This window comes from Bradyrhizobium sp. Crot121, from assembly GCF_059512385.1.
Window position 1 is genome coordinate 1 of the sequence record NZ_JCAMOR010000062.1, and the last position, 23,914, is coordinate 23,914.

The 23,914-nt window shown below is 61.8% G+C and carries 18 protein-coding genes and 3 pseudogenes; 3 read left to right on the forward strand and 18 right to left on the reverse strand.

Annotation, left to right across the window (positions count from 1 at the left end; translation table 11 throughout):
* Positions 1-842 precede the first annotated feature (842 nt).
* The 7 genes and pseudogenes from AC5ZGW_RS34610 to AC5ZGW_RS34640 form a co-directional block, all read right to left on the reverse strand.
* Positions 843-2,283: pseudogene (locus AC5ZGW_RS34610) on the reverse strand (aldehyde dehydrogenase family protein).
* Between the two features lie 19 nt (positions 2,284-2,302).
* Positions 2,303-3,229 carry a dihydrodipicolinate synthase family protein gene (locus tag AC5ZGW_RS34615; protein ID WP_130226430.1) on the reverse strand — a complete coding sequence of 309 codons (927 nt, stop codon included), beginning with the start codon at positions 3,227-3,229 and terminating at the stop codon, positions 2,303-2,305.
* Positions 3,230-3,273: 44 nt separating this feature from the next.
* Complete coding sequence (locus AC5ZGW_RS34620) at positions 3,274-5,004, reverse strand: IlvD/Edd family dehydratase (protein ID WP_130226435.1); 1,731 nt, start codon at positions 5,002-5,004, stop codon at positions 3,274-3,276.
* Positions 5,005-5,023: 19 nt separating this feature from the next.
* Complete coding sequence (locus tag AC5ZGW_RS34625) at positions 5,024-5,908, reverse strand: NAD(P)-dependent oxidoreductase (RefSeq protein WP_130226429.1); 885 nt, start codon at positions 5,906-5,908, stop codon at positions 5,024-5,026.
* Positions 5,909-6,108: 200 nt separating this feature from the next.
* Positions 6,109-7,161: a 4-hydroxythreonine-4-phosphate dehydrogenase PdxA gene (locus AC5ZGW_RS34630; RefSeq protein WP_130226428.1), complete on the reverse strand. Its 1,053-nt coding sequence runs from the start codon at positions 7,159-7,161 to the stop codon at positions 6,109-6,111.
* A gap of 60 nt (positions 7,162-7,221) precedes the next feature.
* Positions 7,222-8,163, reverse strand: coding sequence for an amidohydrolase family protein (locus AC5ZGW_RS34635; protein ID WP_130226427.1), 942 nt, complete (start codon positions 8,161-8,163; stop codon positions 7,222-7,224).
* On the reverse strand, positions 8,160-9,467 hold the full coding sequence (locus AC5ZGW_RS34640) for an MFS transporter (protein ID WP_130226426.1): 1,308 nt from the start codon (positions 9,465-9,467) through the stop codon (positions 8,160-8,162). Before AC5ZGW_RS34640 ends, AC5ZGW_RS34635 begins: the two co-directional genes overlap by 4 nt.
* A 307-nt stretch (positions 9,468-9,774) precedes the next feature.
* On the opposite strand from AC5ZGW_RS34640, the gene AC5ZGW_RS34645 reads away from it, so the two are divergent.
* On the forward strand, positions 9,775-10,662 hold the full coding sequence (locus AC5ZGW_RS34645; protein WP_245474751.1) for a LysR family transcriptional regulator: 888 nt from the start codon (positions 9,775-9,777) through the stop codon (positions 10,660-10,662).
* 265 nt (positions 10,663-10,927) lie between these two features.
* Positions 10,928-11,203 (forward strand): annotated as a pseudogene (locus tag AC5ZGW_RS34650) (SDR family NAD(P)-dependent oxidoreductase); the annotation flags it as partial.
* A gap of 436 nt (positions 11,204-11,639) precedes the next feature.
* Here AC5ZGW_RS34650 and AC5ZGW_RS34655 read toward each other — a convergent pair.
* From AC5ZGW_RS34655 to AC5ZGW_RS34685, 7 genes are read right to left on the reverse strand one after another with little or no spacing between them, the layout of a single operon-like run.
* Positions 11,640-11,900 carry a hypothetical protein gene (locus tag AC5ZGW_RS34655; protein WP_130226424.1) on the reverse strand — a complete coding sequence of 87 codons (261 nt, stop codon included), beginning with the start codon at positions 11,898-11,900 and terminating at the stop codon, positions 11,640-11,642.
* Between the two features lie 57 nt (positions 11,901-11,957).
* A complete protein-coding gene (gene kce / locus AC5ZGW_RS34660) occupies positions 11,958-12,887 on the reverse strand; it encodes a 3,5-dioxohexanoate:acetyl-CoA acetone transferase (protein WP_130226423.1) in 930 nt (309 codons plus the stop codon).
* Between the two features lie 4 nt (positions 12,888-12,891).
* Positions 12,892-13,665, reverse strand: a complete 774-nt coding sequence (locus tag AC5ZGW_RS34665) for a cyclase family protein (RefSeq protein ID WP_130226422.1) — start codon at positions 13,663-13,665, stop codon at positions 12,892-12,894.
* On the reverse strand, positions 13,665-14,678 hold the full coding sequence (locus AC5ZGW_RS34670; RefSeq protein WP_130226421.1) for a VOC family protein: 1,014 nt from the start codon (positions 14,676-14,678) through the stop codon (positions 13,665-13,667). The genes AC5ZGW_RS34665 and AC5ZGW_RS34670 overlap by 1 nt, the downstream gene beginning before the upstream one ends.
* Positions 14,679-14,689: 11 nt before the next feature.
* On the reverse strand, positions 14,690-15,544 hold the full coding sequence (locus AC5ZGW_RS34675; RefSeq protein WP_130226420.1) for a fumarylacetoacetate hydrolase family protein: 855 nt from the start codon (positions 15,542-15,544) through the stop codon (positions 14,690-14,692).
* The gene (locus AC5ZGW_RS34680; RefSeq protein WP_130226419.1) at positions 15,541-16,710 is read right to left on the reverse strand and encodes an alpha/beta hydrolase family protein; all 1,170 of its coding nucleotides are present in this window, start codon (positions 16,708-16,710) and stop codon (positions 15,541-15,543) included. Before AC5ZGW_RS34680 ends, AC5ZGW_RS34675 begins: the two co-directional genes overlap by 4 nt.
* 21 nt (positions 16,711-16,731) lie before the next feature.
* Positions 16,732-17,904, reverse strand: a complete 1,173-nt coding sequence (locus AC5ZGW_RS34685) for an FAD-dependent monooxygenase (protein WP_130226418.1) — start codon at positions 17,902-17,904, stop codon at positions 16,732-16,734.
* Between the two features lie 123 nt (positions 17,905-18,027).
* Here AC5ZGW_RS34685 and AC5ZGW_RS34690 point away from each other — a divergent pair, with 123 nt between their 5' ends.
* Positions 18,028-18,951, forward strand: coding sequence for a LysR family transcriptional regulator (locus AC5ZGW_RS34690; protein ID WP_130226417.1), 924 nt, complete (start codon positions 18,028-18,030; stop codon positions 18,949-18,951).
* Positions 18,952-19,433: 482 nt separating this feature from the next.
* Here AC5ZGW_RS34690 and tnpC read toward each other — a convergent pair.
* From tnpC to AC5ZGW_RS34710, 4 genes and pseudogenes are all read right to left on the reverse strand, one after another.
* Positions 19,434-20,263 (reverse strand): annotated as a pseudogene (gene tnpC / locus AC5ZGW_RS34695) (IS66 family transposase); the annotation flags it as partial.
* Positions 20,264-20,462: 199 nt separating this feature from the next.
* On the reverse strand, positions 20,463-21,338 hold the full coding sequence (locus AC5ZGW_RS34700) for an HpcH/HpaI aldolase/citrate lyase family protein (protein ID WP_496114031.1): 876 nt from the start codon (positions 21,336-21,338) through the stop codon (positions 20,463-20,465).
* Positions 21,339-21,444: 106 nt separating this feature from the next.
* Positions 21,445-22,428 carry a VOC family protein gene (locus AC5ZGW_RS34705; RefSeq protein WP_165435257.1) on the reverse strand — a complete coding sequence of 328 codons (984 nt, stop codon included), beginning with the start codon at positions 22,426-22,428 and terminating at the stop codon, positions 21,445-21,447.
* A 122-nt stretch (positions 22,429-22,550) separates the two neighbouring features.
* A complete protein-coding gene (locus AC5ZGW_RS34710; protein ID WP_496114029.1) occupies positions 22,551-23,891 on the reverse strand; it encodes an MFS transporter in 1,341 nt (446 codons plus the stop codon).
* Positions 23,892-23,914 lie beyond the last annotated feature (23 nt).

The window sequence follows — 23,914 nt, forward strand, 5'->3', positions numbered from 1 at the left end:
CCGCTCGCAAGATAAGAATCCTCACCGAAATGCTGATCGAGTGTTTCGGAAAAGCTCCGGACGTTGTCGGCACTGCAGCTGTCTGAGTTGAGCACTGAGCCGAGGTGGGTAAGTGATATGCGCGGCCTAGATTCCTCGAGCGTTCGCGAACGTATAGATCAACACTCCCGACGCCATTTCCTGCGGAGCGACGACGATTTGCCATGAGCCGTCTCTGAATTGGCCGACACTATTGCCAACGACACTCTGGAACTGCACCTGCAACACGCGGGGATGCTCCACTCGCCGCGCGACCCGAAGGTGATGCTGCCCATAACTGTCGAGAACACCGTGCGTCGCGTGAACTCAGAGAGCGCGACGTCGTCCAGACTTCCCGTGCCCTCAACAGCCTGGGCTACGACCTGCATCTGCGAATAGGCCAATGGCGCCAATTCGGCTTCTGCCCACTGAACCTTCCCGCGCTGTTGCTGGCGGCTTGACCGCGCAAAGCACGGCGACCGGCCTCCAGGAGGGTGTTTGACAGCATGCTTGTCGCCGACCGCATCCGCGAGCAGCGGCAGGAAGCCAATCGCGGGGGAATGATCCAAGAGATCGCCGACACGGCCTGATAGGCGCTTAACCGCGCTGTTTAGGATCGTAGAAGATCGTAGCCTGGCGTACAAAATCGTGCAAATGGCGGAGAGAGTGGTCAGTCAATCCCCATTGAAGGATAAGCATTTTTTCACTTCTGCGGGCTAAAACCTAGTGTTTGAGCTACGGCGGAAATGGGGCTTTGCCTCCCGGCATCGCGGCGCATTCAGTGGTTGGCAGGGTCGAGCAGCATTCTGAGTGTTCTCGATGCTCTACGCCGCCGTGTAGCCCGTCTTCACTGAGGTGTAGAACTCGGCGGCATATCTGCCCTGCTCGCGCGGACCGTAGCTCGATCCCTTCCGGCCGCCGAACGGCACGTGGTAGTCGACGCCCGCCGTCGGCAGGTTGACCATCACCATGCCGGCCTCGGCATTGCGCTTGTAGTGGGTGGCGTATTTCAGGCTGGTGGTGCAGATGCCTGAGGCGAGACCGAATTCGGTGTCATTGGCGGTCGCCAGCGCCTCATCGTAGTCCTTGACGCGGATCACCGCGGCAACCGGGCCGAAGATCTCCTCACGCGCGATGCGCATGCTTTTGGTCGCCTCGGTGAACAGGGCCGGCGCCATGTAGAAGCCCGGTTTCTCGCGGTTCATCCGCTCGCCGCCCCAGCGCGAGCCTGGCGCCGTCGTCGTGGCCGATCTTCAGGTAGGACAGGTCCTGGTCGAGCGGCGACTGATCGACCACCGGACCGATATCGGTGCCCGCGTTCAACGCGTCATCGACCACCAGGCCCTTGATGCGCTCGACCATGGCATCGACGAAGCGATCGTGGATGCCCTGCGTTACGATCAGCCGCGACGAGGCGATGCAGCGCTGGCCGGTGGAGAAGAAGGCGCCATTGACCGCGCATTCGACCGCGACCTTGATGTCGGCGTCGTCGAGCACCACCAGCTGATTCTTGCCGCCCATCTCGAGCTGGAATTTGGCCATCCGCGCCACACAGGCGCTCGCCACCTTGCGGCCCGTCGAAACCGAACCGGTGAAAGTGATCGCGTCGACGTCGCGGCTGGCGAGAAGCGCTTCGCCGACGACGGAGCCGCGGCCCATCACCAGGTTGAACACGCCCCTTGGCAGCCCGGAGCGCGCGATGATCGCGGCGAGCGCATGCGCCGAGCCCGGCACCAGATCGGCCGGCTTGAACACGACGGCATTGCCGTAGCAGAGCGCCGGCGCAATCTTCCAGGCCGGGATTGCGATCGGAAAATTCCACGGCGAGATAATGCCGACGACGCCGACGGCCTCGCGCGTCATTTCGACGTCGACGCCCGGCCGCACACTCGGCACCTTCTCACCGACCAACCGAAGTGCCTCGCCGGCGAAGAAATCGAAGATCTGGCCGGCGCGCGTCACCTCGCCGATACCTTTGGGCCGCGTCTTACCCTCCTCCCGCGCGAGCAGCGCGCCGAGTTCCTCCCTGCGCGCGAGGATCTCGTCGGAGATTCTCTTCAGTACGTCGTGGCGTTCTTGCGGCGTCGAGCGCGCCCAGCTGGACGCGGCGGCTTTCGCCGCGGCGATGGCCTGCGCCGCCTGCGCCGTATCGGCCTGGGCATATTCGCCGACCACATCGTCGGTATCGGAGGGGTTGATGTTGCGCGTGACTTTGCTGCCGGCGAGCCATTCGCCGCCGATGAAATTCTTGTGCACTTCAGACATGTCTCCGTTCCTGGTGGGGTCAACGGCCCCAACGCAGCACGATCGGATCGAGCTGGCGGGCGATTTCAATGAGACCGGCGCGGGTCGCCGGGTGCAAAGGCTGTAGCGGATGGCGGACCGCATCCGAGCGGATCACGCCACCCTCATGCATCAGAACCTTGCATGCGTTGAGGCCGCACTGGCGGTTTTCGTAGTTGATCAGCGGCAGCCAGCGCGCATACGCCGCCATGGCCTCCTCGCGCCGCCCGGCGAGATAGGGATCGACGATCTGGCGGATGCCGTCGGGATAACCGCCGCCGGTCATGGCGCCGGTTGCCCCGGCATCGAGATCGGCCAGCAGCGTGATCGCCTCTTCGCCGTCCCACGGTCCCTCGACGGCGTTGCCGCCCGCGGCGATGAGGCCGCGGAGCTTGGCGGCAGCCATCGGCACCTCGATCTTGAAGTAACTGACGTTGCCGAGCTCCTTCGCCATCCGCGCCAGCAGGTCGACCGAGAGCGGCGTGCCGGCGACCAGCGCATCCTGGATCATGATGGGAATGCGGATCGCATCCGACACGGTACGATAGAATTCGTAGATACTTGCCTCCGGGACGCGGAATGTCGCCCCGTGATAGGGCGGCATCACCATCACCATGGCAGCACCTGCCGCCTCGGCTTGCCGGCTGCGTGACGCGCACACCGCCGAGCTGAAATGCGTCGTCGTGACGATGACCGGCACACGGCCGGCAACCTGATCGAGCACCGCATGCATCACACTGTCGCGCTCGGCGTCGGTCAGCACGAACTGCTCGGAGAAATTCGCGAGGATGCAGATGCCATTAGAGCCGGCGTCGATCATGAAGTCGATGCAGCGGCGCTGACCGTCGAGATCGAGGTTGCCGCGCGCGTCGAAGACGGTCGGCGCGACCGGAAAGACGCCGCGGTAGGGTCTTTGAAGCAGAGTCATGCTGCGTCTCCTGCGAAGATGTGGCGTTCGATCGGCGCTGCCGTTCAGTGATTGTCGCGCGGCACCGGCGAGCCGGATTTGCCGACAAGGAAGTCGAGGTCAGCGCCGCGGTCGGCCTGCAGCACGTGGTCGATGTAGAGTTTTGCGTAACCGCGCTCGGCATGCGGAGCCGGCGGCGTCCAGGCCGCGCGGCGGGCGCGCAGCGTCGCCTGGTCCACGTGCAGATGCAGCTGCCGCGCGGCCACATCGAGCGTGATCAGATCGCCGTTCTCAACCAGCGCCAGCGGCCCGCCGTCCGAGGCCTCCGGCGCCACATGCAGCACCACGGTGCCGTAGGCGGTGCCGGACATGCGCGCGTCGGAAATCCGGACCATGTCGCGCACGCCCTGGCGCAGCAGCTTGCGCGGCAGCGGCATATTGCCGACCTCCGCCATGCCGGGATAACCCTTCGGCCCGCAATGCTTGAGCACCATCATGCAACTCGCATCGATATCGAGATCGTCGTCGTCGATGCGGTGATGCAGGTCCTCGATCGACTCGAACACCACGGCGCGGCCGGTGTGCTTCATCAGCTCAGGCGACGCCGCCGACGGCTTGATCACGGCGCCATTGGGCGCGAGATTGCCGCGCAGAATCGCGATGCCAGCGGCGGGCTTGAATGGCGTTTCGAACGGAGTGATGACGTCGCTGTTCCAGCACGGCGCGTCCTTCACATTGTCCCAGATCGTGGCGCCGTTCACCGTCGGCGCATTCTTGTGCAGCAGCCCCTTCTCGCCAAGCGTGCGCAGCACCGCAGGCAAGCCGCCGGCGTAGTAAAAATCCTCCATCAGGAAGCGGCCGGACGGCATCAGATCGACGAGGCAGTGCACGTCGCGTCCAAGGCGATCGAAATCCTCCAACGTGAGCTCGACCCCAATGCGACCCGCGATGGCAAGCAGATGCACCACGGCATTGGTCGATCCGCCGATCGCAGCCAGCGTGCGGATGGCGTTCTCGAACGCTGACCGCGTCAGGATCTTCGACAGCACCAGGTCTTCCTCGACCATGCTGACGATGCGCCGCCCCGCCATACGGGCAAGATTGTTGCGACGTGCGTCGACCGCGGGGATCGCGGCGTTGCCCGGCAGCCCGACACCGAGCGCCTCGACCATCGAGGCCATGCTGGAGGCGGTGCCCATGGTCATGCAGTGGCCGCTCGAGCGGTTCATCGCGCTCTCGGCTTCATGGAACTCATCGAGCGTGATCTCGCCCGCGCGCAGTTGCTCGCTCATGGAGATGATGTTGGTACCGGAGCCGATGGCGCGGCCCTGGTACATGCCGCGCAATTGCGGGCCGCCCGACACGCCGATGGTCGGCAGGTCGGCGCTGGCCGCGCCCATCAGCAATGCCGGCGTGGTCTTGTCGCAGCCCATCAGCAGCACCACACCGTCCAGCGGATGCGCGCGGATGCCCTCTTCCACGTCCATGGAGGCGAGGTTACGAAACAGCATCGCGGTCGGTCGCATCGTAACCTCGCCAAGCGAGGAGACCGGAAACTCGAGCGGAAAACCGCCGGCATCGAGTACGCCGAGGCGGACATGTTCGGCGATGGTGCGGAAATGCGCGTTACAGGGATTGAGCTCGGACCAGGTATTGCAGATGCCGATCACCGGGCGTCCGTCGAATTGATCCTGCGGCGCGCCGCTGTTCTTCAGGAACGAGCGATAGTAAAAGCCCATCTTGTCTTGCCGACCGAACCAGGCCTGGCTGCGGCGGGTGGTTTTCGAGGTCATCATCGTCTCCAGCGGCAGGCAATCAGGCGGCGATGCCGTTGCGCCGTTCAAGCTCGACGATCAGCCCGCTGTGATCGAGATCGCCGGCGTTGGCCAACAGGCCGCGGAACAGGTCGGCTGTCAGTGCGGTAAAGGGGACAGTCGCGATCTCGAGGCGCCGCGCCGCGTCAAGCGCATTATCGAGGTCCTTCAGATGCGTGACCGATCGTCCCTTGGTGACGAAGTCACGGTCGATCATGCGTTGCGCGTGCAGTTCGAGAATGCGGCTCTCGGCAAAGCCGCCGCGCAAGGCTTCGCGCACCTTGCCGGGATCGGCGCCGCCCTGCTGCGCCAGCATCAAAGCTTCGGCGACGGCGCCGATGGTGACGCCGACGATCACCTGGTTGGCCAGCTTGGCGAACTGGCCGGCGCCGGCAGGCCCGACATGGACCGGGCGGCCCATGGCGCGCAGCACGGGCTCGGCCTTGGCAAAGGCGCCCGCGTCGCCGCCGGCCATGATTGCGAGCGTTCCCTGCTCGGCACCGACCGTGCCGCCAGAGACCGGAGCGTCGAGGTGCACGATGCCGGACGCGGCCAGTCGGCGCGCATGGTCGATCGCCTCGGCCGGCTTGATAGAACTCATATCAACCACGACGGACCCTGGCGCCAATGCCTCGGCAGCCCCGTTCGCAAACAGCACGTCGGCGACGATCGGACCGTTCTCCAGCATGATGATGGTGATGTCGGCGCCGTGCACCGCCTCCGCCGGCGTCGCTGCCACTTGCGCACCGAGCGGCACGAGAGCCTCGGCCTTGGCCGGCGATCGATTCCAGGCGGTGACAGCAAAGCCGGCCTTCAGCAGGTTTCGGGCTTGGGGTCCCCCCATCAGGCCGATGCCGAGGAAGGCAACGGACGGGCACATTGTCATGAGGGTATCTCAATCATGGATGGATCTCGCTTGAAGACGCAAACTTGGGTCACGGAGGCAGTACCGGTTGGATCTTGGCCGGCGCGGCGAATTTTTCGGCGCTGCGCCGCCAGAGTAGGCCGAAGTTCCATCGTCGACGGCAGCGCCCTAGCCGAGAAGGTTGGCGATGATGGCCTGCACCACGCCGGCAAATTGGTCGGTCACCACGAATTCCACCGGCTTTGAAGGCTGGCCCGTCGACGCGCGCCCATCTCGGCGGCAAGTAGCAGCGCGGCGCGCAGCGCGCCGGGATCGGCGATACCCTCGCCGGCGATATCGTAGGCCGAGCCATGCGCCGCGGTGAGCAGCGGGAAAGGAAAGCCGCCGAGCATGGTAACGCCTTGATCGAAGCCGATCAGCTTCATCGCGACCTGGCCTTGGTCGTGATACATGGTCAGCACTGCGTCGAACTCGCCCTTTCGCGCGCGGACGAAGACCGTGTCGGGCGGCAGCGGCCCGTGGCAGATGATGCCTTCGGCCTGTCCGGCTGCGACCACGGGACCAATGACATCGATCTCTTCGCGACCGAAATTGCCGCCGTCGCCGGCATGGGGGTTGAGACCAGCCACCGCGATGCGCGGTGCCTGATAACCGCCCTCACGCATCGCTTGGTCGGTGAGGCGCAGCCCGCGCAGCACGTTATCGAAAGTGATCAACGACGCAACGGCGGAGATCGGCACATGCGAGGTCACCCGCGCATTCCACAAGTCGGGCAGGATGTTGAACTCGCTGGCAATTCCCTTGAAACCGAGCATCTCGGTGACGAACACGATCTCGTCCTCATAGCCCGGGTGGACAAGGCGCATCGACGCCTTGTTGAATGGGCTGAACGCTACCGCATCGGCCTCGCCGCGTAGGCCAAGCGCGAGCGCGTGCTTGAAATTGGCCAGCGCGCTGCGGCCGGCCGCCTCCGACAGGTTGCCGACGGAGATGGTCGCCGGATCGAGATTGCCCAAATCGATGAACACCGGCCGCGCCGAGTTTTCCGGCAGCGGCGCGTCGGGCGTGATGTAGCGCAGATCGAGGCTCACGCCCGCGACTTCGGCGCCGCGCGCGATGACTCGGCGATCGCCGACCGTCACGATCTGCGCTGCCGACGTGACCGCGGAATCCGCCAGCATCCGGGCCGTCAGCTCTGGCGCGATTCCCGCAGGACAACCGACTGCCAGCGCGATGCGCGGCGGGTGCGATGCGGCGGTGTCGTTGACGTTCATAGCTAGATCCCTTCTTCTATTCCGGTCCCGGCGCGATGCGGCCGGTCGAACGTTCGCATCTCATTGCGCCGCAGCGGCGCGTGGATGCGCGCCGGTGCGATAGACTTCGCGGGCGGTATCGCAAAACAGCCGTCGCTGGTCCTCGATCGGGTAGCGCGACGCGATCCGCTTGAAGCCGCCCATGATGTCGTCGAACGTGCCGCACAGGCTGTCGACCGGGAAGTTGCTGGCGAACATGGCGCGCGCCGGGCCGAACATGGCGATGATCTCCTCGACGATCCAGCGGTTGCCCTCCACGGTCCATGGCCGGCTCGGCTGACCGATACCGGAAATCTTGACCCGGACATTTGGCTGCTCGGCGAAGTCCGCCATCGCAGCGTGCCAGCCCTTCAGCCCCTCGACGCTGCGGTCCGACGGCAGTCCGGCATGATTGAGGACGATCGTCGTCCGTGGGAAGTCGCGCGCGAGGCGCACCGCCTCGTGGAGATTCCACCATGGCGTCTGCAGATCGAAATGCAGACCGTGACACCCCAACAGCGCATAACCGCGCCGCCAGGTGTCGTCGGACATCAATGTGCGAAGGTGGCCGACCTGATCGAGGCTTGTCGGGCCCCCCGGCTTGTGGCGCACGCTGCGCACCAACGGAAACGCCGCCTGCGCCGCGATCACCGAAGATGCGTCGCCGCGATCCAGCCAAGCCTGGGCGACGATGGCGCTCGGCAAACCGAAACGCTCCGCGATGGACGTCGCGTAACGCGTCTCGTCGATCGGTGACGATGGATCCCACTCCGTCTCGACGTAGACGGTTTCCCGAACGTCATGCCCGTAGGCATCGGCGAGATAATGGCCGGGCAGATAGCGCCGCTTGATCGCGGAGTAATCGCCATAGCGGAACGGGATCCTGGCTTCGGACCGCAGCCAGGGATGAGGATTCGTGAATGGATCCCAGAAATGCTGGTGGGCGTCGACAATGGGGCCGCTCCAGAGCGTGTCATTCGTCATCGGCGCGCCTCGGCCTGCTTGAAGTCGATCAGCAGCGAGCCCACCACATAGAGCGCAGCGCAGGCGGCGAAGAAATACAGCACCATCAGATAGGCGCCGGTCGCCTGGAGGATCAGGCCGGTGATGATGGGAATGGCAATGCCGCTGGCGCTGCCGGCGAAGTTCATCGCGCCGCCGACGATGCCGACCCGGTCCTTCGGCGCCAGGATGGCCGGCAGGCTCCAGTACAGGCTGCCGAAATAGAGAAGGAACAACGTCGCTGACAGCAGCGCCACGGCGGCGATTGGATCGGCGATCTGCGGCAGGGCAAGGAACGACAGCATCACGCCGAGGCCGGTGAGGCCGAGCGCCCACTTGTACACCACGCCGCGGGCAAAGCCGCGCGCATGCAGCCAGTCCACCAGGAAGCCGCTGGTCAGCGAGCCGAACATGCCGGCGAGGAAGATCGCAAAGGTCGCCCCGCCCATCTGCTTGAGATCGAAGCCCCTCGCCTGCGCCAGATAGCTCGGGCCCCAAGTCAGCAAACCGAAATTGATCATCGCCCAGCTCATCCGGCCAAGCAGGATCGCGGCGAACGAGCCCTTGCCAAGGCTGCGCGATCCCACGACCGGCGCGACTTGTGATGCCGACGCGGCGGACTTGATCGCGGCGAGCTCGCCGGCATTAACGCCGGGATGATCGGCCGGATTGTCGCGCAGATACCACCAGGCAAGCGCACCAAGCAGCATGGTGGCGAGGCCGGCGACAACAAACGCGGTGCGCCAGGAGCCGAGCGAGAGGATCAACGAGGCGATGATGACTCCGCCGAACGCCGCACCGAGCGGCGCGCCGCTGTCGACGAGGACCGCCCCGCGGGCGCGTTCCTGCGACGACAGCCAGATTGAATTGAGCTTGGCGCCCGCCGGGAACAGAGGCGCCTCGGCGGCCCCGAGACCGATGCGGCTCAGCAACAGCGAGACCCCGCCGGTGGCCACGCCGGCGACCGCCTGGAAGAATCCCCAACCGATCGTGGCACCGGCGATCAGGACGCGTGGCCCGAAGCGGTCGATCAGCCAGCCGCCGGGAATTTGCAGCAGCGCGTAACTCCAGAAGAAGGCGCTCAGCAACAGGCCCTGCATCGCTGGCTCGATAGCGAATTCCTTGGCGATGGTCGGCATCGCGATGGAGAGCGTCACCCGGTCAATCAGATTGATCACCACGAGCAAAAAAATGATGCCGAAGATGCGCCAGCGCACAGTGCTGGCACTGCGTATGGCGATGCCGTCGCGCGCGAGGCCGGCATGGGCTTGGTCCAATTCCGTCATGGCGTTTCCCCTTTTGTCCGTCGTGGTCCGGGCGGACCAAATTCCGGGATCGGGGGCGCCACACTCCAGGTCGCCAGATCTGGCGCTGAAAGGAGTGTGATCCCCCTGGCTGGCGATGCGTGCCGCCGGCCTGTGTGTTGGGGGAGCACCATAAAGAAGTGTCATATTCCCGAATAATCGCAATATGTGATATAGTGATATCGTTTTTAGTATCACGCACGAGGCGATGATGGTGACTGCCCTCGATTACATCGACCGCGACTCCAGCGAGGGCGTTGCCATGCTCCGGCGGTTGAAGAGCCGCCAATTGCTGCTGCTGATCGCGTTGAGCGAAGCGAGAAGCCTGCGCAAGGCCGCGGCTGCGCTGAACATGACCCAGCCGACCGCAACCAAGCTGCTGCAGGATCTGGAGAATAATGTCGGGTTGGCTCTGTTCGAGCGCGGCCGACGCGGCATGCAGCCGACCATCTATGGCGACGTCATCATTCGCCACGCCCGTCTGGTTCTGGCGGACTTGAATCGAACGCGGCTCGAGCTGCAGTCGCTGTCCTCGGGTGGGACCGGCAGGATCCGGATAGGAGCGGTCATCAGCGCGATCCCGCTGCTGCTGGCACGGGCGGTAGCTCGCCTCAAGCAACAACATCCCGGACTCTCCGTCACCATCGACGTCGGAACTAGCGATGCGCTGGTGCCGGCACTTGCAAAAGGCGAGCTCGACGTTCTGCTGGCGCGTCCGCTGGTGCTCGCCGACCGGCCGGAATTCAACTACGAGGAGCTGACCGAGGAACCGATTCAGATCGTTGCGCGCCCCGGCCATGCCCTCGCAGGCTCTCAACGATTGAGGCTGGGCAATCTCGCCGGATCCGCCTGGACACTGCTGCCGCTGGGCACGCCGATGCGGAAAGTGCTCGAGCCCATTTTCGCGCAAATCGGACCAGGCGAACCGCGCAACGTAGTTGAGACGTCATCTATCATGACAATGATAGCTCTCCTGCAGGAGAGCGAGATGCTCGCGGTAATGCCCGCCGACGTCACAAATTTCTATATCAGACACGGTCTTCTATGTAGATTGCCCATCAGCTTGCCACCCATCATGGGCTCTTATGGAATAGTCACTAGGCGCGATCGCCCGCTATCTCCCAGCACAATGACATTCCTGCAGCACCTCAAGGCGACGATGCAAAGGTTTGAATGACTCGAATGAAATCCGGCGCTCGTTGCAGTCCGAAGGCGAAGGTCACAGATTCGAACCGTGTTGGGTGCGCCAACAACATCAATACGCGATCTCGATTGTCTGGCGACAATCCGAGGCCAATCGCAGACCCACCAAAAATCTTACAACCAAACGCGAGATCAGCGACTTAGATCACCGCTCGTGCGCCTCGCGTGCTATGGCGAGATCCAGCGCTCGAAGGGATCAGCTGTACACCGCAATGTGACCGGTAGGTTCAAAGCAGTGGAACAAGGTGATCGGTGTCAATCTCACGGGTCAATTTCTCTGCGCCAGCGAAGCCATACGTGAATTCAAGCGACGAGGTGTCGTGAAGGACATTTCGGTCGCGGCGGGCAAGCTTGTCTGCATGAGTTCCGACCACCAGGAGATACCTTGGGCGGGACACGCCAACTATGCGGCCTCGAAAGGCGGCGTCATGCAGATGATGAGAAGCGTGGCCCAGGAGGTGGCTCCGCTCGCCATCCGTTCCTCGATAGCTCATCTCGTTTGCCGCCGCTTCTGAGTCGGACCGCAACAGCGGGCTGGCCAAATCTATTCTGCTCAGCCGATACTGCAGGAGGTTCAAATCGTGGAGACGCAACCACCGATACGGACATTCAGTTCGGGTTGCGATCTAACCGACGGTTTTGCCCTTTTCGGGTCCAACGTCGAGCGGCTCACGCGGCGCACACCGTCGACATGATGACCTATAGATCTCACCACTTGTCTCCCTGATCGAGCTTTGGACGCTTACGAGATGCGCCGCAACTGCGTTAGATGTCCGACCTAACTCGCCAGCCAAATCGAGAGCATTGCTCCAAGATTCACTGCAAGTCCGATGGCAGCCAGAACGCGCATGCCGCATTCGGTGAGGGCCGGCAGGTCGGAGTCCGGTGGTTGCCAGAGCGGATGCATTGCCCAATTGCTTTCACGGGAGAGGCGATGCCGGTATACTGAGCCTACTTGACAAGGTAGCAACCGCCTTCGTTGAGCGGATGAAACGCGCGATCAGCCTCTACATTCCCGACCGCTTTATAGTAGTCCCAGGCTCCCTTTGACTCGTTGCGGGATTTCACTTGGTACAACGTTATGGGATAGAGAACCCGGCCGTCGACGCGAATCGAGCCAGCATTGCCGAAATAGTCGACTGCAGCCTTTCGCATCTCCGCCGCGACCACATCCGCATCTACTGAGTCAGCGCTCTTCACTGCCTTCACCATTGAAATGTTGGATCCTATTTGTTTTCTTCGTCTTGGCTCATGCGTCTGCGCGAGCGGTCAGAAGCCTGTTGCGCCTCGACCCTTAAGCACTAGAATCTCGCGTGCCTGATCCGGTCTTGCGACCTTGAGATCAAGTGCCTCGATCAATTGACGTACTTTTTGCACCTGATCGGCGTTCGACAGCGCAAGCTGCCGCGGCGCGATGAACAGGCTGTCTTCCAGCCCGACCCGGACGTTGCCGCCCATCGCGGCTGCGACGGCCGCAAGGCGCATCTGCGCGTTGCCAGCACCCAGGATCGACCAGCGATAGCTATCGCCGAACAGCCGGTCCGCAGCGGCCTTCATAGTGATCAGGTTTTCGATATCGGCACCGATGCCCCCAAGAATTCCCATGACGAACTGCAGGAAAACCGGGGCCTCGAACAGCCCCTGATCCATGCAGAACTTCAGGTTGTAGAGGTGCCCAACGTCGTAGCACTCGTGTTCAAAGCGAATACGATGTGGAGCGAGCGCCTTTGCCGCCTCTTCGATGTCGCGGAAGGTGTTTCGGAAGATGTTGGCGTCGGAATTCGCAACATAGTCGCGCTCCCAGTCGTGCTGCCAGTTGTTGTAGCGCCGGGCGAGCGGATGGAAGGAGAAATTGATCGAGCCCATGTTCAGTGAACACATCTCGGGCGAATAGGCGGCCGCGGGTCCGATCCGCTCGTCAATCGTCGCCTTGAGGCTGCCGCCCGTCGAGATATTGATGATCGCATCCGTCCGCGCGGCAATGGCCGGGAGTATCAGTCCGAAATGCGCGGGGTCGATGGAGGGAGCGCCGGTCTGCGGATGGCGAGCGTGCAGGTGCAGGATTGCCGCCCCGGCCTCGGCCGCCGCGACGGCTTGCTCGATGATGTCCTCCGGCCGCCAGGGAAGGTGGTCGGACATTGTCGGCGTGTGGATGGCGCCGGTGATGGCGCAGGTGATGATGGTCGGTGGCTTTGCCATGGTCTCAGTCGCTCATGATGGCGACCGCGCGGGTAAACCCGGCCGAGGCGCCTTTGATCTTGAAAGGAAAGCACGCGATGGTGAATCCATCGCCCGGAAGCTGATCGAGGTTCGCCATCTTTTCGATGTGGCAGTAACCGCGGGTCATCGACGCGCGATGACCTTCCCAAATGAGGTTCGGATCGCGAGTTTCCGCCCAGCGTTTCTCTGTGTGGACAAAGGGTGCGTCCCAGGACCAGGCATCGGTGCCGGTCACCCGCACGCCGCGCTCGGTCAGCCATTCGGTGGCGGCGCGCCCGATCCCGCAGCCGCGCGAGAGGTAATCAGCTTTGCCATAGTGTCCGCCGGCTGCGGTATTCACGACGATGATGTCGAACGGCTGAAGGGCGTGGCCGATCTTGTCCAACTCGGCCTCGATTTCGGCGGGGGTCACGACATGGCCATCCGGAAGGTGACGGAGATCTAGTTTCACGCCCGGCCGGAAGCACCAGTCGAGCGGAACCTCGTCGATGGCGATCGCCCGCTCGCCGCCGTTCATGGTGGAATGGTGGTGGTATGGCGCATCGAGATGCGTGCCGTTGTGTGTCGAGACCGTCAGCGTCTCGACCGCCCAACCCTCGCCGCCCGGCAGGTCGTTCCTGGTCAGACCAGGAAAGAACGCGGTGATCTGCTCCGCTGTCTGGGCATGCGCGAAATAGTCGATCTTCGGCAGCATCATGGGCGGATCCGAGGGGATACCCGCCTCGAGAGATACGGATAGATCTATGATGCGGCGCATTAGGCAATCTTTCCGTTCGCGGGCAGGTCCGCCTTGGACCTTATGTGATCAGGCATGCCGTCGCGCAGGTGCTTTACATGCCACTCGATATCGACGTTCTTGATCCAGTCAGGCTGCTGCGACATCCAGATCTGCATGCCAAACAGAGCGTTCCACTCGCGCGGCACGTAGTTGTCGTCGAGGTAGTCGCTGTCGGACCCGTACTCGGCTTCGCCGCCGGTCGGCGACTTGAAGTAGCTGAACAGCGCCGAGGCAATGCGGTGACGCCCGTGGCCAAGCATCCCGGGCGTCCAGCCCTTGCGCGCCATGTAGTTGGTGCCGACGCCGATCTCGTCGATGTCCTCGACGCCGAAGTTGGCGTGGTGGAAAACTGGGTAGCCGGGCGCACCGGCCTTATGCATGTCAAGCAGGAACAGGTTATGGTGGTCGTTCGCGCCGTCGCAGCGCATGTAGATGCCAAACGTCAGCTGATATTCCGAAAGCCGGAAGTTCAGCCGCTCCTCGAAGAAGCGGTAAGTCTTGACGAAGTCCTCAACCGCGAAGACGACATGGGTGATGACCTTCGGCCGCGCTCGGGTCTTCCACTTGCGCGAGTTGTTGAGGCGGCTTGGGTGGCCCGGAGCATTGATCGGGTCGGGACCGTAGACGACCTTCTTCTTGTTATAGACACGCAACCCGAGCGCCAGCCCGCAGTCGGTGTGGAAATGCACTGTACCGTCGGGGTCACGGCGCACTTTCCGGTCCGTCTCGAGCCCGCGGACGAGTTCCTCGAGGTTCTCTACCGTGTCCACGCCCCAGATCGTTTCGCGCACTCCTGTGTCGCGCAGGACTGTCTCGGGCAAAGCCGGGTCGTCGATGGAGCGGATTTGGACCTTGCTTCCCTCGTTCAGTTCGAAGAGCGCGGACGCATTGTCGCGTTCCTTGAGAACAAGCCCGAAATCCTCGAAGAACCGGACGCACTCGTCCACGTCGTTCACGCCGTAGACAAGGCTCTCGATGCCAGTGATCGCCATCGTATCTCCTCCTAGAACAAGCTGACGGTCTGGCGGCCGAAGCCACCTGCAACCGCCTCGATGGTGTCGATCTGGTCCGCTGCGAACAGCGACGGGTTGGCGGACGGACCGCTAACAATCACGTCGCCAGGCAGCAGAAGGCTGTATTCGGACAGGGCCGCGATCTGGTCCTCCAGACCCTCGGCAAGTCCCTTGACCTGCCTCGTCTGTGCGGGCGCTCCGGTCAGAGCAAGCAAGGCCTCGCCGTCGAAGAGACCCTCGGCAAACGGTGCCGGCACGAAGAGCGGCCCCAGGATCAGCGAGCCAGGTGCACTGCAACGGGTCAGCCCGTTCTCACCGGTTCGAACCAATTCCGTCGCCAGGGCCCAGCCCGCGATGGCATGGCGAGCATTGGTGGCATCAACGCGGCGGCACATCCGGCCGATCACGGCACCGAGGCAGAGGTTTGGCTGCGCCTCCTTCATCGCATCGTCGAGAAGGACCGAGGCAGATGCCCCGACCTGCACGGAAGCCGGAAGAGCGCGTACTGGTCCGTCGCCAATGCGGAATGTCTGTCGTGCCTCCGGAAGAAGGCGCTCCATGGTCAGCAGGTCCTCGGCAACAAAGTTGCCGCGGTGGCCTTGTGCGGTCTTGCTATAGGCGAGAGCGTTCACGAGAACGCAGAGCGCAGGGAAGGCCCGCTCCCAGTCTTCGACCAGGTCGAAAACCGTACCTTGCGGCACTACGAGCCCAAGCTCCGTCGCCAGCGCGCGTACCGAATGTAAAGATACGGCGGCCCCGTCGTCGAACACCAGCGCGACGAACGGCGCGCTTCCCGAAACCGAGGACATCGCCAGAGAGAAGGGAACCTGGGGCTGGCCGCTCACTTGAACTCACCCTTCCGAATCTCGGCGAAGGTTTCGGCGAACCAGTCGGCGATGTAGGAATTGCCGTAGGTGACGTTGTCGCAGCCCGCATGCGTCGCGCCGCCGGTTTCCTCGGTGAAGATCACCAGTTCGCGCTTAGGGCTGTTCGTCAATTGCTCATAGGCCTGGTGCGCGTATTTAAGCGGAATCTGGCGGTCGTCCGCGCCGTGGGTGACGAGGAAAGGCACGCGGATCATCTCCATCCGGCCGTTCAGATGGACGTTGCTGGCGATCTCCATGAACTCGTCGATATCCTTTCCGCCCCAGACCCAGCGGACATGTTCCCAGTAATGAGGTACCGGCCGGTCACCCTCGTTCCGGCGGCGCTGCTCTTGCACCTCGAACCAGTTGTGGTTGGCGCCAAACACGGCTCCACAGGCGAAGCGGGGTTCCCCCGAGACGGCGCGCGGGCAATAGTAGCCACCCAACGACACACCCCAGCAGCCGATCTGTTTGGGGTCACAGAAGTCCTGAAGCTCTAGCCAGTCGACAATCGAACTGGCCCAGTGTTCTGCATCGTAACGCGCCTTCATGCCGTGGAAGCGCAAAGCCTCGCCGGTGCCGGGTTGATCGATGCAGAGCGACGAGATGCCTCGACGCCGGAGCTCGACAGGCGAGCCGAGGAAATAGAGCATCTCCTTGCAGCTATCGAGGCCGTTCACATGAACGACGATCGGCGTAGATTTGTCGGCTTCGGGTGCCAGCGTCAGCCGACCGGTGATGAGCTTGTCGCCGTACGGAATTTCAACACGGGCGCAGGGTTCTTCGCCCAGTTCCATCGCCGCCTCAAAGCAATCCAGCATCTTGCGATACTTCTCGCCACGTGCGCCGAAACTCGCTGCCTGCATCCGCTCGGCAATCATCAGATAGTTGGAAGCTCGCCGCAGTTTCGTTCCCGCCGACAGAGTTCGGCCTTTGGCCTTGTCCGCATCCGCCTGCGCAATAAGTTGGTCCGCGACCTTTTCCCATTCCGTCAGGAATGCGAGCGTGCCCTCGTCATCGCCCTGCTTGGAGATTTCGACAAGGCCATTGGCCATGCGGGCAATTTCGCCAATCTCGGCGCCCATCTGCATCGAGATATTGACGGAAAGATTCCAGACGTAATTCGTCGGAAACAGCCAGAACATCCGGTGTCCCTTCTTCTTGGATCAAACTGGTTCTTGGACCAAACTGGACCGCGCTGGCGCGGTAGGGCTCAGCGGCTGGGCAAGCGTCTGGTAGACGCGGCCGAACAGAGCGGGCACGTCCAGCCCGTCATTTGGGTCCAACTCGTGCGCGCCGATAGCCATCGACCCTTCGACTACCTGCTTGCAGCGTTCGAAGCGGCGGTTGAAGTGATTGCTCAAGGCCGTGTCGATGTCTTTCGCCGTGGTCAGCTCCTCGGCGAGGACAACGGCATCCTCGACCGCGAGCGCAGCGCCCTGACCCATATGCGGTGTCGAGGCATGGCAGGCATCACCCAAAAGAACGATCCGGCCCCTGTGCCAAGGCTCGCGAACGAGCGTGGCAAAGAGAGGGCGATAGACCACCAGCTTGGGATCAGTGATGTGTGGACGCACGGATTCGATCGGCCCCTTATAGACGGCAATCCGGTCCTGAAGCTCTTTGGCAAGCGTCTCAGGCGGGAAGTACGGGTTGCCGGACTCGCCCCCGACGTAGAATAGGTACATCGTGTTCTTGGTCAGCGGGACCAGCCCTGCGGTGCCTCCTGGCTTGGCTCGGAACAGCATCATGTCCTTCAGATCGGCGGGACGCGGAATGTTGTAGCGCCACACGCCCTGGCCAGTAAAAGCCGGCTCGTACTTGTCGCCGAACAGCAGCTTGCGCGTCGGCGAGTTGACCCCGTCGGCGGCGATAACGATGTCGTAAGACTTGGTGCTGCCGTCGGTGAAAGTGACGCTGACCTTGTCACCCAGATCTTCCAGCTTCTCGTAGGTCACGCCAAGTCGCAGGGGAATTCCTTCCTCACGCACGGCGTCCAGTTGGACCTCGTGCAACGCCGGCCGTGTCAGACCTAGGAAGGCGGGAAAATCACCGTCGCCCATGTAGATCGGCGGCTGTGAGAACAGGAAGTTACCATTGGCGTCGTAATTGTGGAATCCGTCGTAGGGAAAGCCTGCGGCAATAGCCTTCTCGGCAAGTCCGAGCCGCCCCAGTGCATGCAGGAAGTTGCCTTGGACAATGATGCCGACGTGATAGACCTGCGATTGCTCCATGCGCTCGACGATCTCGACGTCGATCCCTTTGCGCTTCAGTCCGAGCGCGGTCGCTAGCCCGCCAATGCCACCGCCGATGATGAGCGCCGTATTCACCAAAACCACGATATCCTCCCCGGTTTGTCTATTCCTCGGTCAGGCCGAGTCTTTTTTTCAGTCGGGGAACATAGCGAAGGCGCATCTATGGACAGAAACGAATTGATTCGGTAGTTGATATAGATTCCATGGATGGATCACCCGAAGACGGATGAAGTGCGCTTCAAGGGCCTCGATCTTAACCTGCTGGCGGCTCTCGAAGCCCTGCTGACAGAGCAAAATGTCACGCAAGCTGCGGCACGCCTTAACCTCACGCAATCGGCAACCAGCAGCGCGCTGGCTCGGCTTCGTGAACAACTGGGCGACGAACTGCTGGTCCAAACCGGCCGCAGCTTGGCGCCGTCGCCCTATGCCATGGAGCTTCTGCCGAAAGTCAGGGCCATCCTGCAGCGGATCGAACGCGACGTTCTGCGGAAGAGCGGAAGCGACCCGCGCGCGGCCACGCGACGCGTCCGCATCATGGCGTCGGACTACGTTTCGATCGTGTCGCTGGCTCCGGGCCTCGCCAGGCTTGCCGATGCCGCACCGGGCCTCAGCTTCGAGATCGTCCGCATCAGTGACACACCTCACGAGGCCATCGAGAGTTATTCCGTGGATTTGCTCATCGCTCCGGACGTGTTCATTTCCGCTCGCCACCCCTCGGCCGAGTTCTTCCGCGACGACTACGTTGCTCTTGGATGTGCAAACAATAGAAGCTTGTACGAAGATCTGTCCTTGGAGGACTTCCTAGCAATGCCCCATGTCATAGTCCGCTTCCAACAGAACGGAAATCCGACCCATGACGACCACTTCCTCCAGCGGCATGGTCATCTCAAAGTCATGTCGGTCTCGGTGCCAAGCCACGCCCTTATCCCGTACATGCTCGAGAAGACTGCCCGGGTCTCGGTGGTGCAACGGAAGCAGGCGGTCGAATTTTGCGGGAAATTTGCGCTAAAGTTCATCGAACTACCGGCCCAGATACCGCAGATTGTCGAAGTATTTCAATGGCATCAGTCGAATGCGGCAGATCAGGTATTGCAGTACGTCCGAGGAGAGTTACTAGCCTCGAAAACTTAGCGATATCGTGGCTTGCGGACAGGATGAAGGAGAGTGCCTGACGCGCCGGGGCGATCCGTCTGCCAGACGGTAACGTCGCCGTGATGTTTCCGCTCTACGCGGCCGGCCTGCTTTTCCGCTCGCTTCATCGGCTGACGAGCCTTTCCACGCGGACAAAATGGCTCAGCCTGAATGCCAGACTCCAACGCCTCTTCGGCCCGTAAGGTAGGCATCCGGCGGCTGCCCTGGCGAACAAAGAATCGGCGGTTCATGAGGGGCTAGCTTTAAAAGGCTGTTCAGCAGCACCTGATCCTCTACGATTGCAATGGCACCGTCATGGCCGAGGAAAACCTGTAAAGACTGAGCGAAGTGAGGGAGGCGCTTGAGGCGCCTGCCGTAGAGAACCATAGATAATGAGGCTCGCGGCTATCGAAGCCGATCGCCGCTACGCCACTGGGGGATTAATGCCGTTGAGTTTGGTGCTGGACGCACGGCTCCCGCGGCTCGCGCTCAATGGCGAACAGAACATCGATGCGCTTGACCGCCTCCGCGATTGGCGCCCTGCTGAGCCACGCGAGATCGAAGAACTTGCGCCTACCGTGCGCCCAACAGGCGGCCTCGATGATCGGACCTCCTTTGCGATTGGCCTCGTAAAGCCTGCTGAAGCCGGCCTTGGCGTCGGCCTGCATCAGTCCAACATAGCCCGCTAAATGCTGCTCCGGATGCTCACCGTAGAAGAACACGGCGGCCGCCGGATCTGGGCCGGCAAACGGATGGTCGTCGCGCGCATAGGTCTAGAATCGGCCGGTCCGGGTCTTGCCCTTGGCCAGGACCGGCACCGGAGTGTCGTCCGCATGGATGCGCTCGGCGTAAAGACCTGGCTTCGGATCGCATCGACCAGCGGCATCAGGGTCACCGCCGCGGCGCCTACCCAGTTTGCGAGCGTCTATACCGTCGGGGTCGATGCCTTCACGCTGGTAGACGTCGCTCTGACGATGGAGCGGCCGGTGCAGGCCGTACTTGGGGACATGGGCCAGCAGCTTGGCCCTGCACGCCCGCGCGCAATCGGATGCGGGGGGCGCGCGGCTGGGTGATCGCTTCGCAAGCCTGGCAGACGAGCTTCTCGCGCACGTGCTGGATCGCCTTCCACTGGGGAGGAACGAGCTCCAGCGTCTCGATCACGTCTTCGCCGATCTTGCGCAATGGGCTGTCGCCACAGCATGGGCAGATCGCAGGTGTCGGATGGACGACCACTCCCGCGGCAGAGATGCTTCGGCAGTGGCGGGCGGGCTGGCTTGCGGCGCTCGAACGATGGCACTGCAATCATCTCGGCTGCCATCTCGACCTCAGAGCCGCTGCCTCAGCTTTTGCTTTTCGAGCCCTTCATCGAAGTGTCGATGAACTCGCGATCGAAACACCATTTATGAGCGACGACCTGTATCAGAATCGTCGTTCCTATTTGCTTTATAGTGATCTCAACTCTGCTCTCGCATGTGCCTGGTATTTTCGGTCACCTGCGCCAAACAAGACACCTAGTTGCTTGCGTAATTGATGTATCTGATTGATCTATCGATTGCCACTAGACGCATCGCCTGCGCGAGATGAAGCCGTTCGACCATCTTCCCCTCCACACGAAGGACACCTTTGCCCACGCTTTCGGGAGCCGCGAACGCATCGATTACATTATTGCTCCAGGCAAGCTCATCGGACGATGGCGAGAATGCGGCATTGCAAATTTCTAGATGTTTCGGGTGAATGAGTGTCTTTCCGTCGAATCCCAGATCCGCACCCTGACGGCAGACTTGCGCCAATGTCTCGAGGTTCTCGATATCGTTGTGAACCCCATCGAGCACCACCAGTTGATGCGCGCGGGCCGCCGCCACTGCCAACGTGAGAATTGGCAACATAGCATCTCTCGCAGGTGTCTCGTTCGTGCGCATTTCTCCGGCGAGATCATTGACGCCCATCACCCAAGCGGATAACCGCGTGGTCTTTGCGGATGCGGCGATATCCCATAAGTGAAAGACGGCACTTGCGGTTTCAATCATGCTCCAGAGGCGCGTCTTTCTTGGAGCTGCGGACGTTGCCACGTCATACCTGGCGATATCGCAAGCGTTACTGACTTTCGGAACGAGAATGGCGTCAGGGCTCGCTTGAGCAGCAGCTGCGAGGTCCTCCGATCCCCATGGTGTATCGAGGCCATTCGTTCGGATGACGACCTCACGGTGCCCGAACCCCCCGCGCTTAACCGCTGCGATTGCGGCATTTCGTGCCGAAGGTTTGGCCTCCGGCGATACGGCGTCCTCGAGATCCAAGATTATCACATCAGCCGACAGGGAGCGCGCCTTCTCGATCGCTCTGGCGCTGGAGGCAGGCACGTAGAGCGCACTGCGGCGCGGGCGGGCGATCTCCAAGCTCTGGTCCTTTCTACGTTTTTCCAATTCAATTAGTAGCCGAAAGGAAACGATCGGCCGGGCAGTGCGGAAGTATGGCTCGGATAGCAAGTGCGCAGCGCTATTCGCGACGAATGATCGCGTCGAGCCATGGGCAGTCCAATGGAGGGACGACAGGGTCAGGAACGCGAACGCCACGCGCCGCGGCGTCTAACCTCAGGTTGCGTAGTCGGGCGCGCTGCTCGTCCGGCATATGCAGGCGTTCATGCCCCCATAGGCTTGGACCATCGAAGGTCTCGTGTGGCTGCCACGTTTTCGGGTCGATGGTACGCCCTCCCCATCCGTATTCGATGAAAAAACCCGACGGCGTGTGAGTATAGAACGACGTCATGTGATCATTGGTATGACGACCAAGGGTATAGGCAATACGTCCTTCCTCAAGTTGAGCGAGGTCATAGCCCTGCCCGACATCGTCCAGACTGCCCAACTCGACCATGAAATGGTGCAACGTCCGCTTTCCCGATTCCACCATGGCGAAGCTGTGATGGCGTCCGTTGATATGAAAAAAATACAACTTGTACGGCTTCAACCCATAGTCGCTGATATGAAAGCCGAGCAGGTCGCGATAAAACGGCAAGAGGAGATCAACGTTTTCGACATTGAGCACGACATGTCCCATGCCAAGTGGGCCAGTTCGAAATCCAGAGATCGGCCGACCTGGCTCAAACGGCTCACCGGCGACATGCGACTGCCAAAATACCTCGATGCGGTTCCCCGTTGGATCGCTGAAGACGACTAAGTCGGCAACGTGGCGCTCGTCGGCCAGTGCTCGACTACCGCGTTTCACTGCGGTGCCTTGAGCCTCCAGGCGCGCCGCGAGCGTTTCAAGATCCGATTTGTTATCGACTTCCCAGCCCAGAAACCCAAGGCCTTCGCTGTTCTGCCGATTTATCACCAAGCGCTGCTTGCGGTCATCCATCCTGAACGCCCGCACGTTGTCGGCTCGGTCTACCTGCTGCATGCCGAGAAGTCTGGTCGCCACATGGCTCCAATCCTCCAACCGCGAAGATTGAATGCCGATGTATCCCAGCGATCTCAGTTCCATCACGGCCTCCCTAGAATTTAACAAGCTGGATCGGTCGGCCTAAGTCATGTCGACTTTCGACAACTCGTCGCGATAACATGGTGTTCCTTCCAATACGACGCTGCCATCCCTTCCTGTGCTCGTTATACCTGAACGAGTCGCGGGGTTCGCGCGTCGACGCTGCGCAGCGCAAAGATCGCGCCAGCCGCAACGACGCCACAGGCAGCCATTGTTCCGAACACATCCAAACGACCGCCCCCGCCGCTGATAATTGCGCCCGCAACCAGCGGACCTGTTGCTGCGCCGAGCCGAGCTACTGCGATCGCCCAGCCAACTCCGGTCGATCGCAGCGCGGTTGGATAGGATATCGCGGCAAGCGCCGTAATCCCGGAGGCCGCTCCGCCGACGAAGAATCCGATTGCGAAGGCAAGGCTCGCGAAGCCAAAGAAAGAGGCCGCGACCATGCCGAAGGCTCCCACAGCCAGTGCCCCGAGTAGGAGCGCGCCAACATTGATGAGATACCTGTCGACGAGGTCGATCAGCCGACCGATGATGAGAGCGCCAAGGACCCCACCCGTGCTGTTGCAGGCGATGATAAGCGACGCTTCCGACACCGAGAGACCCGCCTGCTGCACGAGCGGGGCGGTCCAGGCGAGGGTCGTGATCAAGATCAACCAAGTAGAGAAGAAGGCCACCCAGATGCACAAAGTCGACGCCAAATACTTGGAATTGAAAAGATGTGTAAAGGGAACGCCTGAAATTTTCTCTTCGCTCGTAACGAAGCGCGCCGCTTCCGTATTCGTGCCGGGGGAGAGCCGCGCCAAGATTTTCCCGATCTGCGAATCTGGCGCATTGCGCCCGACAAGAAAGCTGACCGATTCCGGCACCAGCGCAAGGATCAGCAAGCCGAACAGGATCGGCAACACGCCGCCGACGATGTAGACCGATGTCCAGCCCATTTTCGGAATGATGAAAGACGCGAGGATCCCGCCGACGACATTGCCGGCAGGAACGAGCGTCCAGAGAATCGCGACGACGGTGCCTCTGACCCGTTTTGGCGCATATTCGGACGAAAGGCTGACAAAGCACGTCGCGGCGCCGCCAAGGCCGAGCCCCGTTACAAAGCGATAGACAACGAGCTCACTGAAAGTGCTGGACGAGATCGTCAGCAGTGTGAAGCCACCGAAGATGAGCGCAGAGACGACGAGGGTGCCCTTGCGGCCCCATCTGTCTGCGATAGGGCCTGCGAAGAGCGCGCCTGCCATGAAGCCGAATTGCGCCGCCGAGAACACCGGACCGAACGTCTTGATGTCTAGTCCAAGGGTGTTGGCAATGCTCGGGGCCGTAATTCCGATAATCACAGAATCGTAACCGTCCATCAACGCTACGAGCGCGCATAAGGCAAAAATCAGATAATGGAATCCGTTGATTCTTGATCTATCGATGACGCCTACAATGTCGATCAATTTTGCATTTTCGTGCAAGATGTCCTCCCATTTTTTTATGT